This window comes from Pseudomonas sp. SCB32, assembly GCF_009189165.1.
Lineage (GTDB): Bacteria > Pseudomonadota > Gammaproteobacteria > Pseudomonadales > Pseudomonadaceae > Pseudomonas.
Window position 1 is genome coordinate 564,451 of the sequence record NZ_CP045118.1, and the last position, 15,289, is coordinate 579,739.

The 15,289-nt window shown below is 66.8% G+C and carries 23 protein-coding genes; all 23 read right to left on the minus strand.

Going from position 1 to position 15,289, the window contains the following annotated elements; translation table 11 throughout:
- Window positions 1-13: 13 nt before the first annotated feature.
- Window positions 14-967, minus strand: coding sequence for a hypothetical protein (locus GA645_RS02620; RefSeq protein ID WP_152219709.1), 954 nt, complete (start codon window positions 965-967; stop codon window positions 14-16).
- On the minus strand, window positions 955-1,644 hold the full coding sequence (locus GA645_RS02625; protein ID WP_152219711.1) for a hypothetical protein: 690 nt from the start codon (window positions 1,642-1,644) through the stop codon (window positions 955-957). The genes GA645_RS02620 and GA645_RS02625 overlap by 13 nt, the downstream gene beginning before the upstream one ends.
- Window positions 1,641-2,186, minus strand: coding sequence for a DNA-binding protein (locus GA645_RS02630; protein ID WP_152219713.1), 546 nt, complete (start codon window positions 2,184-2,186; stop codon window positions 1,641-1,643). The genes GA645_RS02625 and GA645_RS02630 overlap by 4 nt, the downstream gene beginning before the upstream one ends.
- Window positions 2,183-3,103 carry a hypothetical protein gene (locus GA645_RS02635; protein WP_152219715.1) on the minus strand — a complete coding sequence of 307 codons (921 nt, stop codon included), beginning with the start codon at window positions 3,101-3,103 and terminating at the stop codon, window positions 2,183-2,185. Before GA645_RS02635 ends, GA645_RS02630 begins: the two co-directional genes overlap by 4 nt.
- Complete coding sequence (locus tag GA645_RS02640) at window positions 3,100-3,810, minus strand: phage tail protein (RefSeq protein WP_152219718.1); 711 nt, start codon at window positions 3,808-3,810, stop codon at window positions 3,100-3,102. The genes GA645_RS02635 and GA645_RS02640 overlap by 4 nt, the downstream gene beginning before the upstream one ends.
- A gap of 9 nt (window positions 3,811-3,819) precedes the next feature.
- Window positions 3,820-5,430, minus strand: a complete 1,611-nt coding sequence (locus GA645_RS02645; RefSeq protein ID WP_152219720.1) for a phage tail protein — start codon at window positions 5,428-5,430, stop codon at window positions 3,820-3,822.
- 8 nt (window positions 5,431-5,438) lie between these two features.
- The gene (locus tag GA645_RS02650; protein ID WP_152219722.1) at window positions 5,439-6,020 is read right to left on the minus strand and encodes a phage tail protein; all 582 of its coding nucleotides are present in this window, start codon (window positions 6,018-6,020) and stop codon (window positions 5,439-5,441) included.
- A complete protein-coding gene (locus GA645_RS02655) occupies window positions 6,013-7,185 on the minus strand; it encodes a baseplate J/gp47 family protein (RefSeq protein WP_152219724.1) in 1,173 nt (390 codons plus the stop codon). The genes GA645_RS02650 and GA645_RS02655 overlap by 8 nt, the downstream gene beginning before the upstream one ends.
- On the minus strand, window positions 7,182-7,499 hold the full coding sequence (locus GA645_RS02660) for a DUF2590 family protein (protein WP_152219726.1): 318 nt from the start codon (window positions 7,497-7,499) through the stop codon (window positions 7,182-7,184). The genes GA645_RS02655 and GA645_RS02660 overlap by 4 nt, the downstream gene beginning before the upstream one ends.
- Entirely contained in the window at window positions 7,496-9,400 is a 1,905-nt protein-coding gene (locus GA645_RS02665) for a phage tail tape measure protein (protein ID WP_152219728.1), read from the minus strand. The genes GA645_RS02660 and GA645_RS02665 overlap by 4 nt, the downstream gene beginning before the upstream one ends.
- A gap of 12 nt (window positions 9,401-9,412) precedes the next feature.
- Entirely contained in the window at window positions 9,413-9,553 is a 141-nt protein-coding gene (locus tag GA645_RS28735; protein ID WP_178119472.1) for a hypothetical protein, read from the minus strand.
- A gap of 23 nt (window positions 9,554-9,576) precedes the next feature.
- Complete coding sequence (locus GA645_RS02670; protein ID WP_152219731.1) at window positions 9,577-9,864, minus strand: putative phage tail assembly chaperone; 288 nt, start codon at window positions 9,862-9,864, stop codon at window positions 9,577-9,579.
- On the minus strand, window positions 9,861-10,121 hold the full coding sequence (locus GA645_RS02675; protein ID WP_152219733.1) for a hypothetical protein: 261 nt from the start codon (window positions 10,119-10,121) through the stop codon (window positions 9,861-9,863). The genes GA645_RS02670 and GA645_RS02675 overlap by 4 nt, the downstream gene beginning before the upstream one ends.
- A complete protein-coding gene (locus GA645_RS02680; RefSeq protein WP_152219734.1) occupies window positions 10,121-10,483 on the minus strand; it encodes a DUF1353 domain-containing protein in 363 nt (120 codons plus the stop codon). Before GA645_RS02680 ends, GA645_RS02675 begins: the two co-directional genes overlap by 1 nt.
- Complete coding sequence (locus GA645_RS02685) at window positions 10,473-10,688, minus strand: hypothetical protein (protein WP_152219736.1); 216 nt, start codon at window positions 10,686-10,688, stop codon at window positions 10,473-10,475. Before GA645_RS02685 ends, GA645_RS02680 begins: the two co-directional genes overlap by 11 nt.
- Window positions 10,689-11,081 carry a D-Ala-D-Ala carboxypeptidase family metallohydrolase gene (locus tag GA645_RS02690; RefSeq protein ID WP_152219738.1) on the minus strand — a complete coding sequence of 131 codons (393 nt, stop codon included), beginning with the start codon at window positions 11,079-11,081 and terminating at the stop codon, window positions 10,689-10,691.
- Window positions 11,078-11,290, minus strand: a complete 213-nt coding sequence (locus GA645_RS02695) for a TraR/DksA C4-type zinc finger protein (RefSeq protein WP_152219740.1) — start codon at window positions 11,288-11,290, stop codon at window positions 11,078-11,080. The genes GA645_RS02690 and GA645_RS02695 overlap by 4 nt, the downstream gene beginning before the upstream one ends.
- A complete protein-coding gene (locus tag GA645_RS02700; protein WP_152219742.1) occupies window positions 11,290-11,739 on the minus strand; it encodes a phage protein in 450 nt (149 codons plus the stop codon). The genes GA645_RS02695 and GA645_RS02700 overlap by 1 nt, the downstream gene beginning before the upstream one ends.
- Window positions 11,740-11,743: 4 nt before the next feature.
- A complete protein-coding gene (locus tag GA645_RS02705; protein ID WP_152219744.1) occupies window positions 11,744-12,859 on the minus strand; it encodes a DUF2586 domain-containing protein in 1,116 nt (371 codons plus the stop codon).
- Window positions 12,860-12,870: 11 nt separating this feature from the next.
- The gene (locus GA645_RS02710; RefSeq protein ID WP_152219746.1) at window positions 12,871-13,527 is read right to left on the minus strand and encodes a phage virion morphogenesis protein; all 657 of its coding nucleotides are present in this window, start codon (window positions 13,525-13,527) and stop codon (window positions 12,871-12,873) included.
- Window positions 13,508-13,963 (minus strand): phage tail protein, encoded by a 456-nt coding sequence (locus tag GA645_RS02715; protein ID WP_152219748.1) that lies wholly within the window; start codon window positions 13,961-13,963, stop codon window positions 13,508-13,510. The genes GA645_RS02710 and GA645_RS02715 overlap by 20 nt, the downstream gene beginning before the upstream one ends.
- The gene (locus tag GA645_RS02720) at window positions 13,960-14,421 is read right to left on the minus strand and encodes a head completion/stabilization protein (RefSeq protein ID WP_152219750.1); all 462 of its coding nucleotides are present in this window, start codon (window positions 14,419-14,421) and stop codon (window positions 13,960-13,962) included. The genes GA645_RS02715 and GA645_RS02720 overlap by 4 nt, the downstream gene beginning before the upstream one ends.
- A gap of 98 nt (window positions 14,422-14,519) precedes the next feature.
- Window positions 14,520-15,287 carry a phage terminase small subunit gene (gene gpM, locus GA645_RS02725; protein WP_152219752.1) on the minus strand — a complete coding sequence of 256 codons (768 nt, stop codon included), beginning with the start codon at window positions 15,285-15,287 and terminating at the stop codon, window positions 14,520-14,522.
- Between the last annotated feature and the right edge of the window lie 2 nt (window positions 15,288-15,289).

Consider the following 15,289-nt stretch of genomic DNA (forward strand, 5'->3'; position numbering starts at 1 on the left):
GTTTCCTTGGGGATTAAGCGGTGATCGGCTTGAGCTGGCCACCGAGCAGTGCGGCTTGCGCGGCTTTGGCGCTGAACTGCGCGGCGTCGCTCGGGGTCGGCGCCGGGCCGGGAACGTGGGCATGGCTGGCCAGTTGGGTGGCCAGCTGCTCCACCAGGTCGATCAGGCTGCAGAGGATCTGCAGCGCGTTGACGCCCTCGGAGCCCAGCCAGGTGGTGCTGGCCACGCTGCGGCGCACCCCCTGGATCTGCTCGCGCATGTCGCCGCCCACGTTGGCGTTGTGCGTCTGCCCCACCACCAGGTTCAGGTCGCGCCCGGTGGCCTGGTGCAGGTCGTCCATGGCGGCCAGGCTGAGCGAGCCGCCGGAAAGCAGCTTCATCGCGCCCAATGCCTCGACTTTCTTGGTGCCGCCCACCGTCTCGGTGGCGTGGTCATCCACCTCTATGGTGTGAGATTGGTAGTGCTCGGCGTTCGCCAGGGCCTCTACCGTGCGCTCCATGGCCTGATCGCGGATTGCCCCATCCGTCTGGCGCAGCCAGTTGCCGGACGCATCCACGCGCTGCTGGGCGGCCTCGCTGTGCTGCCAGATCTGGTCCCCTTTCGGGATGCGCGGCAGGCTCAAACCGTGCGGGAGGATCTGCTGAATGTAGGGCTTGTGGGGGAGACCGTAGGCAAAGCTGACCACCACGGTGGTGCCCTCTTCGGGGAAGGCGAAAAAGCCCATCTCGTTGCCGCCGACCGGTACCGGCAGCGGCACGCCGGCCAGGATCGGCAGGGCCGGATCTGGCTCGCCGTTCTCGGCCAGCACCTCGATGTCGACCGCCAGGCGCGGGCGGAAGTCATCGCACAGCGCGCCGTCGGCCGGGGCATCGGCGACGCCCACGACGCGGGCAAAGCGGGGCAGGTGGTATCCCCCTGCGATCTCCGGAAATTGCCGCTCTACGGCGCGGCGGATCACGTCTTCCATCGGATGGCCATCTGGTTGTCGGCGAGGGTCACACTGGTGACGCGCTCGCCCTGGTTGATCGTTGCACCAGGACGCAGGCCAGGCAGCGCAGCGATGCGCGCCCCGCGATTGCCCTGGTAGTCGTCGAACAGCTCGACCGGGAGCTGCAGCGGTGGGCGGGTGCCGAAAAAACTGTCTGCCCAGTTGCCCACGAACACCTCGCCGTCGCCCTGCTGCTGCCAGATGCAGTCGGGAATCCCGAAAACCCGGGACAGGCTGTCCATGGCCTGATACCCGGCAGCAAGGCTGTAGAAGAACGGGGCCTTGGCTCTGGCGTAGGGCTGATCCGGCACGCGGAAACGCAGGCCGGTGGCATCGCTGATTGCAGCGAGGACAGTGCGCAAGTCGACGTGACGCAGGTTGAGAGGCAGCGGCGCCGCCAGCACGGCGGACAGTTCGCGGCAGAACAGCACCTGTTCCACTGCGTTGGCGGCGGTGCAGCGCTCGACGTAGCCGAGGAAGTGCCTCTGCAGGGGCTTGTCGTTGTAGCCGACATCGAGCGTCACCAGGCCTTTCACTGGCTCGCTGGCCTGGATGGTGAAGGCGGCGCGGCCTGGGCTGCGCAGCTCCAGGCGGATCTCGTCCTTGACCAGCGGGTAGGCTTTGCCGTCGATGCTCAGCACTTTGTTCAGCTTCACGCGCTGTCCCCCAGCCAGGTGTCCAGGCGCTTCAAGGTCGCTTCGAAGCCAGTCAGTTCCTGAGATTGCGCGCCCGCGCCAGTCCCTCCAGCAGCGCCACCGACTGCTTGTCCTGGTCCGCTCAGCTGGGTGACGGCCGAGGCATTGCGGCGCTTCTCCACGCGCTCGGGGTTCGACAGCTTTTCCGTGAGCGTGAACTGTATGCGCCAGGCGGACAGCTGGTCGTCCTCGCGGGCGCTTACCCCATCCGAGAATTGCACCTGGCGCACGCCGAAGGATGCGGCGGTGTCATTGACCACCCGATACGTCTTGAGCTGGCCGCCCGACCCGGTGGCCTCGGCCAGGCTCATCAGGTTGCGGAGATCGTCCGCGTCGGCGAAGCGAATCAGGCAGGTGATGGTCAGTGTCTTGGCCTTGAAGCCCGTGTGCGCTGACTCGCTGTTGCTGGTCTGCCCCGACAGATCCTTACTTTCGATCCGCAGACTGGCCGCCACCTTCAGCGACTTCCCCCGTACTTGCTGGCCGTCCAGGAGCAGAGTCATAGGCCCACCAGCTCGCGCACGAACGACAGCCCATTCAGGGAACCCACCAACATGACGCCTGCGGACAGTGCCCATTCGTGGCCCGGGGCGGGGATCTGTAGCAACTGGCGGCGCAGCTCGCCGGCATCGCCTGGGCCGAGCAGGCGGGCGCGCATGGTGATGTCCTCGGTACCACCCGCAAGCAGAGCGCGCAGATCGGTCAGCTTCTGCTCGCGCTGCTGCGCCAAGCTCTGTTTGCGTTGAGCGAGTGCAGCCAGGTCGGCCAGGGGCGATGTGTCGGCGTAGCTCTCCAGGGCGGCCAGTTGCGAGGACAAGGCCTGTTTCGATGCCTTGGTGATGGTGCAGCGCTCCAGGGGCAGCGGAGCCCAGCGCAGCACGCTGCCTGCCGCCGGCAGTTCCCACTTTTCGGACTCCAGCTCGGCGAGCTGCTGGGCGCGGCGCTCGGCTCGCTGCAGATCGGAAAGCGGCAGCAGGGCGTTGAAGTTACCGAGCGTCGCTGCGAACTGGTCGTAACGGGTGCCCAGGAACAGCAGTACCAGGGCGAACTGCTCGCCCTGCGGCAGGCCCGCGTCGGTGTTGTCGCGCAGCTTGTCCGCCAGGCGTTGCACCAGGTTGGGGGCAGAAAGGTAGCGCTGCTGGCCGGTGCCACTGCCGATGCCGCTCTGGAACGGTGTCACCACCAGGCAGGCGGGAGCCTCGCCCAGCGAATTGTTCAGCGCGGCACGGCCCGCCGCGACGGCAGGCCCGGCAGCAGCGCCGACTGGGCCGGGGCTGGTGGTGGCCAGATCCTTCAAGGCTTCCAGGCGCGTGCCGGTGCTGCCCTGCTCGGCGGTGGCCAGATCCTTGGCCGCGTCTAGGGAGTTCAGCCACTGTGTGGACTGCTCCGGCCAGCGCATCGTGACAGGTGCCCAGGTCATGCCGGCAAGGCCTCCCAGGTCACCCGCTCGATGGCGGCGAGATCTGCCGCAGCTCGGGCCTCGGCCAAGCGCTCCTTGAGCACCAGGGCCTGCTGCAGGCATTTCAGCTTGAACACTGCGAATTCGTCACCCACCGTGCGCAGCTGGGCGGCAGTGTGCGGGTGAAAGGCCTTTATGCCGTCAACATCGCGGCATGCGTAGGTGCAGTCGACCCCGCGCAGAATCATGCCGGTGAGGTTTACCTGGTCGTCCAGCTGGGTGCTGTACTGATGGGGTTCGCCCAGGGCGCTGGACCAGAAGCCGGCAACGATGGCCGACGAGCAAGCCGTATCGACGGTGGCCACCTGTTCGCCGTAGCGCCGTTCGACCACGGCGGGGATGTCGTCGACCCAGTGGCCGTCCTTCCAGACCTGATGTGGTCCCGGCACCTCCAGGGTGTAGCCGGTCGGTAGGGCGCCCAGACGCTCGATCTTCATCGGCTCGCCGGTCTTTGTGTTGTAGGCGGTGAGGCCCTGGTAGCTATCGATCAGCTGCCAGCTATTGCCCTTCCACAGCGCGGCACGGTACTCGGGGATTTTCGGCGGTGGGGTCTCGACGCAACCGGCGGGAATCAGCCAGACGCCAGCCTCTAGCGGCGACGGATCAGCCACAGCGGTGCCCACGTAGATGCCCAGGCTGTCGGTTTGGTAAACGGTTTTCGGAGTCATGGGGTGGCCTCAGTACTTGATGCAGGCGAGCAGGGCGATGTTGCGCGGGCGTGTCTCGCCGCCGCCGGTGGGATCGACGGTGATGGTGTGCGAGTGGTGGGCTACGGCGTCGACGCCAACCTGGTGGTTGTGGGAACCGCCGGAGCTGGTCAGCTTGTCGTTGTAACCATCCTCCCCGTAGTTCACGAGGTTGCGGGGTTCCTCATAGCCGGACCAGTCGATGGAGTCTGGTGTTACCCGGCCGGTCCTGACGTAGTGCGCGTGCTCGCCCGCGACGGCGGTCCAGGCGTTGTGGGTGTGGGCGCCAGAGCCGTCAGACCTGGCCGTGTGACCGTGGCTCTGAATGGCGCCGTCCTGGAAGGTGCCAAGCCCACGGCCCGCGTCAATGCCGCGCCCGTCGTCCCAGAAACGGGGGAACAGGCCGCGATAGTCGGGCAGGTTGAAAGTGGTGGATCCGTCGCCGGGGCCGTAGGCGGTCCCGATCCGCGCAAACAGAGCAGCGAAGACGGTGCGCGAGACCGCCGCGCCGTTGGCTCTCAGCCAGCCCGCCGGCGGGGTGCCCATCGGGAACATGCCCACCAGGCCAACCTGGGCCGAATCCACCAGCGCCCTCATGGCTTTGAGTGCCTTGGTGGTGGCCAGAACGTCGCTGGAATCGCTGTCCGGGTCGTCGCTCTTGGCGTTGGGCAGGTTGCCCAGGCCGACATCCACTTTTGTGGTGGCCCTGGCGCGCAGCTGCGCGTAATCGCCTACACGGGCGGCGAAGTGCTGCACCAGGGCGCCAGTAATCGGCTGGGAGGCGCGCAGGTCGGCCATGGCCGTGCTGCTGGTGACGTCAGCGATGGGCACCAGGTAGTGGCGCACGCCGTTGGTGTCGGAGTAGTCGACGAGGTTGGCGCCGAACGCGGCCGCCCAGCTCACCACGACGTCACTGGCCTGGCGCACCAGGGCGACGTCGATCCAGACTTTCGACGGCAGTGACGGAATGGTGATCCCGATGGCCTCGGGCAGCACCACGCGCACGCCCTCGATGTAGGCGACCCCCGCTTTCAGCTGATAGGCGCCGAACATGCGTTCAAGCTGCAGGCTGTCAGCGAGGAAGCACGCACGCCCGAATATGTCGCGGTTGCTCAGGCGCTCGCGCTGGTCGATGCCGGCCAGGCGCACGGTGAAGTCGTGCTGCCAGGTGCTCGCGTCCACGCTGATGCCGGTCAGCTGCTGGGCGCCGTTGAACTCCACCAGGAAGTTCCGGGTGATGTTGTTGCCGATCTGCAGCGGCGGGATGTTCTTGCGCTTCTGCTGAACCGGGACGTAGGCCACGGCCAGCAGCACGTTCTCGGCGCTCTCCAGGCCGATCCAGTTGAAATCCCAGTCGCCGATGTCGGAGCCGATCATCAGGCTGTAGATCACCTGGCGCGGGTTCACGTAGCCGGCGCGCGTGACCGCTGCGGTGTGGACGATCTGCGCGGCAGGCGGCTTGCTCGCCGCCCGATCTACGGGGGCGTTCGGGTTCAGCCCGGGGACGTTGGCGAGGACGAAGCGGGCGACCTGCAGGGGTTGCTGGGCGGCCTGCTTCTGCGCGATCAGGCTTTCACCAGCAAGAGTAATGCTTGCAGACATGGGGGCTCCTAGAGACTGGCGACCACGGCTAGTTCGTTGATGGCCACCAGGCGCCCGGCGCGCTCGTCCAGGCTGGCCACCAGCGTCAGCTGGTCGTCGTTGAAGTCGGCCAGGGCGACGTTCATCCCCACTGGCGTGATGGTGGCGAAGTCGTAGCGGCGGCAGGTCCGCCCGTACTGCTGCGTCAGCACGCGCAGCAGTACCGGCGATTGCGTCAGCTGGGAGTCGGTCAGGTGCAGGCGCACCACGTCCCAGTCCACGCTGTCCATGCGCTCCTCGATCTCGACGTAACCGACGCCCAGGCGCTGGAAGATCCGCACCATGCCGGCGGTGCTGCCGGCGTCCACGGCGTTGCTGAAGGCGTGGCGAACGCGCAGGCGGAACAGGCTTTCGGATTCGCCCTGGAAGCGGGTGATGTCGCGCTGCCAAGCCAGCAGCTCCAGGACACTCAGGTGGCAGGTCTCCGCGTCCAGCTGCAGCAGGGGCCAGCGCAGCCAGTTCTCGGCTTTGTCCCACCAGCTCTGCGCCGCACGGCGCAGCTTGGCCAGCTCCGGGCCGGCGAGCCAGAAGGGCAGGCTCAGCTTAAGCAAGGACCACCCCCAGGACTCTCAGGCGCGGGATGGCCAGCTCTGAAATGATGTCGTCGTTGCTGAAGCGCAGCGACTCGATGCCGGGGAACTGCAGGTGCAGTTCTTCGCCCAGGCGGCTGAAGGAAAAGCGCGATTGCGGATAGGTCAGCGTCGGCTGGTAGTCGCTGGCGGTGCTCTCGCGGAATGCCGCGCGGATGAACAGCTCGATGTCGGCTTTCAGCGCGGGGCGTTGCTCGATGCCGACCGACGTGCGGGGCCACACCTGCAGGCTGACGTCGTGCAGCGTCTCCGGCATCTCCATCACCTGCAGGTCGTCGCCGTGGCCGTGGTTGCCCTGGTCGCGGATGTAGCTGTTGATCTGCTCCAGGTAGGTTGCGGCCGGCGCCGAGGCCTCGAACAAGACGAAGGCGTTCGCGGTGCCGGGGCCGCGTGGGGCGTCGTGCTCGAAATACACGCCATCGGGGCGCACGCCCGGAAACGACGTGATCATGGCCCGATACACCGCGTCCGTGTGCCACTGGTTGACGGCGGAATACTGGTTACGCACGCGCAGGCGCAGCTCGTCGTTGCCTTCCTGGTCCGCCCCGGGTTGGGCCAGCCAGTTCTCGGCGTTGACCACCTGGACAATGCCGGCGACCGGTTCCGGGAGAATGGCGTAGTAGCCTGGCGCGAGGTTGTAGCCGCTGCCTGCCTCGGAGGCTTCCACCTCGATCTCCAGCTGGGCGGCGCCATCGGCGAAGGTCGCCGGGGCGAGAGTCAGCACTTCGTAGGTGTTGCCGTTGATCGCTACCGAACGTACGCGGGTGCCGGCGGGCACCTCCAGGGTGCCTGCCGTGGTGCTGCGGGTGAACAGGATGCGCCCACGGGCCTTGGTAGCGGGCTTGCGCTCGACGTTGACCTGCCAGGCCAGCAGATCCAGCCAGGCGTCGCGGGCGGTCTTCACGAAGAAGTTCGGCAGCACGATGTCGGCCAGGAAGTTGATCAGCCACAGCACTGGCTTGGTGATCAGCGCGGTGACGATGCGCCAGAAGGGCGAGTAGGCGCCGGTATTGCTCAGGACGCTGCCCTGGGCCGTTGCCTCACTTTCCCACGCTTGGCGAAGCCCGGCCTCGGTGGTCGGAACCCCCGAGTCGCGCAGGGCCTGGCGAAAGTCGATGTCACTCATAGGACCACCTCAAACTCTCCAAAATCCACGGTCTTGGCGGTCACCAGGTACACGCCAGTGTCTTGCTCGATGATTCGCGCGGTACCCGGTACCAGGCGCTCGTCCGCCTCCAGCAGCAGCTCGATCTGCTGCAGGCAGTCGCGCTGGCGGAAGCGGTCGCGCTCGGCCACGAGGGTCACCAGCAAGCCGCTCTCGCGGATCATGTGGGCGATGTCCTGGGCGATGCTTGCGCGGTCATCCACCAACAGGGGCTGGCGGGACTGATCCAGGGCCAGGTCGTTGCCGACGATCAGCAGATCGATGTACAGGCTCATCCCGCCGCCATCTCCATCCAGTTTTCCAGCTCCAGCGGGCTTGCCGGCTTGCTGGTGTGGATCTCCATCTTCTCGATGTGGGTCTTCTTGCCCTGGTCGGTGTTCTGGATACGGGTCAGGAGGCCGCCCGGCGGCACCGCCGTGGCGGTGCTGGGCGACAGCCTGGGGATGGCGGCGTTGATGGTCTGCTGGGCCTTCTGCGCAGCGCTGGCCCGCTCGGCGGCGGTCATCGCGTCAGTCAGCCCGGGCGGCTCCGGCAGGTCGGCAAAGCTGGTATCGATCGACACCCCGGGAATCTGGTTGAGCAGGGCGATTACCCCTTTCAAGGCCTTGCCCAGCAGCGCGAACGGCGAGATGTTGGTGAACACCCACACCAACGCTTCCCAGGCGCTTGTCGCGCCTGTCGTGGCGCCCAGCAGCTCGCCCAGCCAGCCCACTACGGCCACGCCGACGTCCCACAGCTTCTGCAGCGCGGCCCAGCCCAGTTGCATCAGTGCCCACCAGATCTTGAAGGCCAGCACCACCGGAGTGATGACGGTGAGCAGCACCTGGAACCATGCGGAGTCGCTGAACTTCGCCTTCAACTGGTCCCACCAGATGATCGCGGCGCCCACGGCCACCACCAGGGCGCCGATGGCGAACACCAGGAGCGCGACAGGGCTGACCAGGACGGACAGCACCGACAACATGCCGCCCAAGATGGTCAGGCCGCCGGCGGCCGCCACCAGGGCGAGCACGCCGAGGGTGACGTAGCCCAGCCAGCGACTGATGTTGGGGAACATCACCACCCAGCGCTGGAAGGTCACGCCCACCTCGGTGATCTTGGCAATCAGCGGATTGAGCACCGGCAGCAGCACCTGGCCGAGCACGATGCGCACGTTGTGCAACATGGCGCTGAACTGCTCCCAGGGGTCGACCATGGCCTGAGCCATGGCGGCGGCCTGCTCCATGCCCTTGACCTTGCCCAGGCGGTCCAGGCCGTCCCGGAAGCGGTCGGTGTCCTTCATCAGGGTGACGATCAGGCGCGAGGCTTCGCCGCCGAAACCGGCGGTCAGGGCGTTGAGGTCCGATTGCTTGGACAGGTCGCCGAACTTCGCCTTGAGCTTGTCCAGGATCTGCAGCATCGGCAGCAGCTTCCCCTGGCTGTCGGTGAACTGCATGCCAAGGTTCTTCTCGGCGTTGGCGATGTTCTCGAAGAACGCCTTGTAGAGCCCGCCGGCCTCGCCGCCCTCGATGGTGGTCCCGAGCGTGCCCAGGACCGCCATCTGTTCGGCGAGACCCACGCCGGCAGCGGAGGCGCCGATGCCGGTGGCCTTGAAGGCGTCGTTCAGCTGCTGGCCACTGGTGCGGAAGATCTGCACGGCGAGGGCGCTTTGCCCCGCCAGCTGCTCCACCCACTCGCTCTTGCCCATGGCATCGGCCTGGGCCTTGTTCATGCCGTAGAGCGTGCCGATGTAGGCGGAAATGGTTTCGCTGTCGGTCTTGGTCGCCTTGGCCAGGACGTTGGAAGCGTTGGTGAACAGGGCCAGCTGGTCGCCGGTGAGATCCTTTATCGCGCCCTCGATGGTGTAAGCCGAGCGGACAAAGTCGGTGGCGTTGGCGCCATAGGCCACGCTGAACTCCAAGGACTTGCGCTGCAGGGCGTCCAGGGCGTCCTCAGCCACACCGAGCGAGCGCACCTCGCCCACCGCCGCCATCTGCTCGCGAGCGGGGGCCAGGCTCTCCTGCAGGGCCAGCACACTGCCGACCATGCCGGCGGCGCCGGCGCCGACCTGGGTGAACCCGGTCTTCCCCACCTCGGCGACATCCATCAGCTGTTTGCTGACCTTCGCGGCGGGGGCGGTAACCTGGTCGACCAGGCGCAAGATGAAGTCGAGTTTGCTGGTGGTGGTGTCTGCCATGCCGGTTCTCGGTCAGCCGCTGAAGGCCTTGGCTATGCCGTTGGCGACCGCGATTTCCATGCGGCGCCAGTGCTCGTCTTCCAGCCACTTCGCGGTGCCCAGGTTCTCCACCGTGGGCTCCGCTCCAGGTAGCCAGCGCGTGACCAGGGCCATCAGTTGGCCCAGGCCGTCCTCGGTCAGGCGTTCAGCGTGGCCGAGCGCTTTTTTACGGTGACTTCAACGTCCGGCGCGTACTCCTCGAGGAGCGTGCCGGCGATCTTCATGGTGATCACTGGATTGACCAGGTGCGCCTTGAGGCTGGCCAGTTGCTCCTGGGCGACGGTGTTCACCAGCAGGTTGTGGGACGGGGCCACCTTGTTGTTCGCGGTGACAGCGTTGAAGTACTTCGTCACGTCCTGCGGGGTCAGCTTGAAGGTGAACTCCTGGTCAGCGATTTCCAGGGTGATCTCGGCGCGTTCGCTCATGGGGTGTGGTTCCGTAGGGTGGGTTGGTTGAAAAGGTGTTGCAGGCGCTGCTCCAGCCGGTCCTCCAGCTTTTCCATAGCCTTGTCGATGTGCTCCGCGCGGACGTAGCGCTCGGCGACCTCGATGCGAAACTCCAGATGCTCACGGCGGGCGGCGCTGATCTGTTTGAACAGGTAGACCTGGAAGCCAACGACGCCGGTCAGTACCAGCTCGGTCAGCATCAGCAGGACACTGATAGCCACGGCGGACAGTTCCATCAGCGCCCCCAGTTACCGCGACCACCGACCCGCACGCAGCACCACATCAACCAGGCGAGCAGCTTCGGCGTGCCTTGCTCCAGGAGCGCGTCGTAGAAGATCCGGTCGGCTTCGGCCTTGGTGAATCGGTGGGTCAGGTTGGTGTAGATGTAGTCATGCACCACGGCCGGCGCGCGGGCCGGCGCGTAGTCGCGCGGCACGATGCGCCAGGCGATGCGCGGGACGCTGGCCAGGTCGGTGACGTAGCCGACCGGGACAACGATCAGTCGGCCATCGGCCAGGCGCAGCTGCAGCGGCCGCAGCACGCGCCAGGCGTCCTGCAGAGGCAGCGAACGCAGGTCCAGAGAGCTATCAAAGGGCATCGGCGGCACACTCCACGCGGACGGTGTTGGGCGCGGTGTCGGCGGCGATCTGGGCGCGCAGCAGCACGCGGGCCGGTTCCGGCGCACGGCAGTAGGTGGCCACCAGGGCAGACGCGGCGCGGGCGGCGGTGCTGTCAGTGCCGCAACCGCCAGCGACGGCGGCCACGGCGGCGAGGACCAGGACGGCGACGAGGATGTTGCGCATTCAGTAGCTCCAGAGTGCGGGGCTGGGCAGACGCCCGCCCTTGGGCGCCATGCCCAGGTGGATGAAGCGTCCTACGCCGTTCTGGCTAATGCCGTAGCGGGTGAACTTCAGCGACAAGGCCAGGCGCAGCAGCTCCAAGGCGTCGGCGCCGCGAATGGCGACATCCACGGCCAGGCCGGTGGTGTGCTCGCCCGGTTCGGCCTTGCGCGCCTCCACCGGGTGTTTCGGGCAGCGGTAGGCGCTGCTGATGGCCAGCGGCTTGCCGTACAGGTCGCGCAGCTTCTGCAGCTCGGCCATGAATGCCGGGTCCATCTCACGGCCGTCGCTGGAGCAGCGACCGCACTTGCAGCGCAGTTCGGCAAAGCTGAAGTTCGGCCAGGGGCTGGTGGTCATTGGCGGTACTCGCGTTCGTGCTTGGTCTGGCAGGGGACGCAGCGGGTCACCCCGCCGAGCGCCTGGCGCTCGGTAGGGATCTCGTCGTCGCAGCAAATGCAGTGGGTGTGGCTGGGGACGGCTGGGCGAATGGCAGCGAGGCGGGCCGACAGTGCGCGGTCCAGCTCCAGGGCCTCGCGCTGCTGCGCGCGGTCCATCCAGTCACCCATCAGCGCAGGCCCTCGATCTCGGTGGAATCGAGGTAGGGCACGCCGTTGATGCGGATAAAGTCCGGGCTGGTGACCTCGAACGGCACCTTGTGCACCGACTTCGAGCCGCCCTTCGGATCGATGTCCAGGAGGCTGGAGACGGTCAGCTTGCAGCCGAAGGCCTCCACGCGGAACTCGTCGGTGCCGGCCTTGGCAAAGAACACGATGTCGATGGGGTCCAGCTTGCGGAAGCTGCCGGCGCGGCCGGCGGCCTGGATCAGCACCGAGAATTGGGAGCTGTCCAGCTCCAGTTCGCCCTTGGCCGAGACGTCGCCGTCCACATGGCCATCGGGTACGCCACGGGTCTGAGCCACGGCAGAGTTGTCGGTGATATCCAGGGTGGCTTTCTCGACGTGCGCCTGGAGATCGCCCAGGTTGATGTCGAAGTTCATGCCGCCGATACGGGCCATGGGCTTACTCCTCGTTGTCGCTGGCCAGATCCAGCGCAATGTTTGCGGTCAGGTCTTTCGGGCAGTTGTAGGGGCGGACGACCAGGTAGGCCTCGACCTTGGTGGGGCTCGACCACACCAGGGTGATGTCCCCATCGCGGGGCGGCCGAATGTCGCCGGGGAACTGCTGGCCGGCGAACAGCACGGACCTGGACATATCGCGCAGGGGCTTCATCAGCGCGGACTTGTTCGCGGCCATGCTGTTGGCGCTGTTGTTCAGCCGGCGATCCGCCACACGCTGGATCAGCAGGATGCGGACGCGGCGGGCGGCCTTATCGGTGATGCGCAGGTACTCCAGCACCTGAAAGTCGGAGCCCGGGGCGTCCAGCAGGTTGGCGTCGCCCCAGTACACGCCGGGATAGTCCGGGTAGGTCTGCGGTACCGAGAAACGCGCCTTGTCCAGCTCGGCCAGGATCGAGGACGGCAGGGGGATGCCATCCTTGTCCCTGGGCTCGGCGCCGAGGCCCAGCAGGGGGCCGGTGGCGACCCGCATCGGGCTGTCCGCGATGCTGACGGCAGCGTTGGCCAGGCGCCCGGAGAGCACGCCCAGGTTGTTGCCGTGCAACTGGGGGACGACCAGGACACGTTGTGCGGAAAGGTCGGAGAGGATGGCGCGCTGCTCGGCCAGGTAGGCGGCCCAGTCCTGGGCGGCAACGATGCCGGCACTGGCAGCGATGAACACCACGCGACGCCCGTATTCGTTGTTGATGGCCACAGCTTTGTCGTGCATCGCCGACAGCTCGGCCTTGCTGGTGACAGGCTTGGTGATCACCACCATTTCCACCGACACGCCGTCGCGCTGAGCCTTGTCCAGGGCGGCGGCCCAGTCGTCGGTTGCGCCGATGGGCGCAGCCATGCAGGCCCAGCGGTCGCCACCGTTCTGGCGGGCGGCGGCGACCTGGGTTTTCAGGTCGCTCGCCGCTGAGCCCAGCTCGTTGTCCAGGTCAGACTGGGTATTCAGGGGGATCAGCTTGCCGACGTTCTTGGTCGCCGGGCCGATGAATAGGAAATAGCGCTCGATTTCCGTAACCGGGCCTTGCCCCAGGTTCAGGTTGTTGACGCTGACTTTGCCTTGAGCCATGCGAGGCCTCGCTATCGGGGTGCGTTGAGGGTTTGCTGAAGGACGGTTCGCACGATGTCGCGCACGTCCTGGTGGTCTGCGCCGAGGACGGCGCGGGCCGGCAGCTCGATCTGCCAGCGCTGTTTTTTGGCCACGCCGGTGAGCTTGGCGAGGATCAGCCCGGCCCGGCCGGCGCTGAGGTTGGCCTGAATCCAGGCGAGGGTCGGGCGCTTCCAGCGCTTGCCGTTGCGGACCCGGTAGCCCTCTTTCAGCAGGGCGCGAGCCTGCAGGCGGGTGGCCGGGGCGTCGTAGTCCGGTGCGTTGCCGAGCCGACGCATACGCGCCGCGCTCATCTGCTCGGGGCGGCCCTCCTGGTGGTCAGCGGCGATGCTGCCCATCAGGCGGTTTTTCCAGCCCAGCACGGCCTCATCGGCGGAAAGGCTGACCACCTGCAGGGCCTTGGCCAGGCCGCGCAGCATCTTCCGTTTGCTGCCGTCCTTACGGGCGGTGAAGGGCGTGCCGTCGACGTTGCGCTGTTCGCCCAGGCGCTTACGGTTGCGGGTGCGAATACGCTTGCTGGCGTTGTTCAGCAGGCGGCGCCGCTTCGGCGCCGGCAGCTCCAAGAGCGCGATACGCTCCTTGGCGTCGACCATGCCGCGGACGTCGAAACTAACGGTCGGTCTGGCCATCGGTGACCCTCCCGTCCTCGGCTACCCACAGGTCGAACGGCACGAAGTCCCAGCGCTTGCCGAAGGCCTCGATCTCGCCGTCGTCCGACTCGGCCAGGTGCTGCTGCTCGATGAACTCCAGCTGCAGCTCGACGTCGGCGGTATCCGGGTCCAACTGGTCGATGTCGAAAGTGGGATCTGCCAGGGCGTCGTCCTTGCGGCTGGGATCGTTCGATTCCAGCCAGGAGCCCACCAGGGCCATCAGGCGGGCCGGGTTGTCTGCCAGGCGCTCGATCTGGATCACCGCGCGATAGCGCATATCGCCCAGGTGCATCCCCTGTTCGGTGGGCTTCCAGTACAGAGGCAGCGTGACGTTTTCCGCCCAGCTGTCGATCTGCTCCGGCTGCACCAGGTTGCGGTCGATCAGGAACCGGGTGAGGGCGCGCAGCTTGATCACAGGAGCACCGCCGTAATGCGCCCGCGCCCCTGGATCAGGCGGACGGCCTGCTGGCTGAAAGAGAGGAACTGGGCTTCGGTGTCCGGGCTTTCCTTGGCGAGGTTCGCGGCCTCGGCGCGGCGGTTCACGGTGGCGAACTGCTGCAGCAACTGGGCTTTGGCGCGGCAGTACACGGCACGCTTGTAAACAGCGGCATAGAAACCTCGCTCCGGCAGCAGTTGCGGATCGGCGTTCTCCACGCTGGTGATTCCAGCGGCCTGCCAGGCGGTTTTGCGTTTGGCCAGGTCGCGGTTGACCTCGCCCATGGCGGTGGTGAGGCCTTCGACGAGCAGTTCCTCCAGGTACTCCGCCGGCAGGCGGTAGATAGTCTGAAAATCGGCCACGCCCAGGTCCGGCCAGAAGCCGTCGTTGGGGATAGCGCGATCCACCAGGGTGGTGGGTTTGCCGGAAAAGCTCATCGCTGGGCGCTCGAATAGGGCGGGGTGACTGCCTTTGGTGGTCCGGGCTGCACGCAGCCGTTACACCAGGGCAGGCCCCGCTGGGGGTGGGTAGACGGTTACTCGGTGGCGTTGCCCTGCTGCTCGGCCTGCTGCTTGCGCAGCGCCTTCTCGGCGGCCTCGCGGCGGGTTTTCACGCCGATCTCGGGGTAAAGGGTTTCCGCACGCTGGAAGTGCGCGATGGCCAGCGCCCACTGCTGCTGCTCCATGGCCTGGATGCCCAGGGCCTTGTGGAATCGAGCCGGGATGCGCTCGAACAGCTTCCAGGGCTTCGGCACTTGCCAATCGGGGACGAAGGTGGGGACGTACCAGTCTTGGTCGACATAGAGCAGCAGCTGCGACAGATACGGCTCCGGGCTGCGCCCGGCCTTCTGCTCGGCCTCGGCCCAGTCGATCACCTCATCCGCCACGAACGTGGGGATGTCGCGGGTGAAGCGCTCCGGCAGCGCCTGGCCCTGCTCGATGCAGATCAGCGCGAGGTTCAGCCCCGCCTCGAACTGCACGGTGTCGAACAGCCAGACCAGGACCTGGACCAGGACCGGGTTCTGGTACACCAAGCCGCTGTCGAGGTAGCGCTTCACATAGTCCAGGTACTTGGGCAGCAGCTCGTCGCGCTTCAGCTGCTGGCGGGCTTCGCGGCTGTTGATCGCGCTGATGCGCTCCAGATCCTGGTCCATGGCGGCAACCATCAGCTGCAGGTGCTTCTGGGCGTTGGCCGGGCTGGTCAGGGCGTTGGCGGCGGTGTACGCGGTCGGCGCCGGCGCGGCCGAGCTGGTGGGCGAGCCACCAGCCAGGACGCGGCGCTTGTGGGCAAGGGCCAGGCTCACGG

Coding starts and splice junctions, on each gene's coding strand:
- GA645_RS02620 (WP_152219709.1), bottom strand. CDS start 967: ATGGAAGACGTGATCCGCCGCGCCGTAGAGCGGCAATTTCCGGAGATC.
- GA645_RS02630 (WP_152219713.1), bottom strand. CDS start 2,186: ATGACTCTGCTCCTGGACGGCCAGCAAGTACGGGGGAAGTCGCTGAAG.
- GA645_RS02635 (WP_152219715.1), bottom strand. CDS start 3,103: ATGACCTGGGCACCTGTCACGATGCGCTGGCCGGAGCAGTCCACACAG.
- GA645_RS02640 (WP_152219718.1), bottom strand. CDS start 3,810: ATGACTCCGAAAACCGTTTACCAAACCGACAGCCTGGGCATCTACGTG.
- GA645_RS02645 (WP_152219720.1), bottom strand. CDS start 5,430: ATGTCTGCAAGCATTACTCTTGCTGGTGAAAGCCTGATCGCGCAGAAG.
- GA645_RS02655 (WP_152219724.1), bottom strand. CDS start 7,185: ATGAGTGACATCGACTTTCGCCAGGCCCTGCGCGACTCGGGGGTTCCG.
- GA645_RS02660 (WP_152219726.1), bottom strand. CDS start 7,499: ATGAGCCTGTACATCGATCTGCTGATCGTCGGCAACGACCTGGCCCTG.
- GA645_RS02665 (WP_152219728.1), bottom strand. CDS start 9,400: ATGGCAGACACCACCACCAGCAAACTCGACTTCATCTTGCGCCTGGTC.
- GA645_RS28735 (WP_178119472.1), bottom strand. CDS start 9,553: ATGGCCCTGGTCACGCGCTGGCTACCTGGAGCGGAGCCCACGGTGGAG.
- GA645_RS02670 (WP_152219731.1), bottom strand. CDS start 9,864: ATGAGCGAACGCGCCGAGATCACCCTGGAAATCGCTGACCAGGAGTTC.
- GA645_RS02675 (WP_152219733.1), bottom strand. CDS start 10,121: ATGGAACTGTCCGCCGTGGCTATCAGTGTCCTGCTGATGCTGACCGAG.
- GA645_RS02680 (WP_152219734.1), bottom strand. CDS start 10,483: ATGCCCTTTGATAGCTCTCTGGACCTGCGTTCGCTGCCTCTGCAGGAC.
- GA645_RS02685 (WP_152219736.1), bottom strand. CDS start 10,688: ATGCGCAACATCCTCGTCGCCGTCCTGGTCCTCGCCGCCGTGGCCGCC.
- GA645_RS02690 (WP_152219738.1), bottom strand. CDS start 11,081: ATGACCACCAGCCCCTGGCCGAACTTCAGCTTTGCCGAACTGCGCTGC.
- GA645_RS02695 (WP_152219740.1), bottom strand. CDS start 11,290: ATGGGTGACTGGATGGACCGCGCGCAGCAGCGCGAGGCCCTGGAGCTG.
- GA645_RS02700 (WP_152219742.1), bottom strand. CDS start 11,739: ATGGCCCGTATCGGCGGCATGAACTTCGACATCAACCTGGGCGATCTC.
- GA645_RS02705 (WP_152219744.1), bottom strand. CDS start 12,859: ATGGCTCAAGGCAAAGTCAGCGTCAACAACCTGAACCTGGGGCAAGGC.
- GA645_RS02710 (WP_152219746.1), bottom strand. CDS start 13,527: ATGGCCAGACCGACCGTTAGTTTCGACGTCCGCGGCATGGTCGACGCC.
- GA645_RS02720 (WP_152219750.1), bottom strand. CDS start 14,421: ATGAGCTTTTCCGGCAAACCCACCACCCTGGTGGATCGCGCTATCCCC.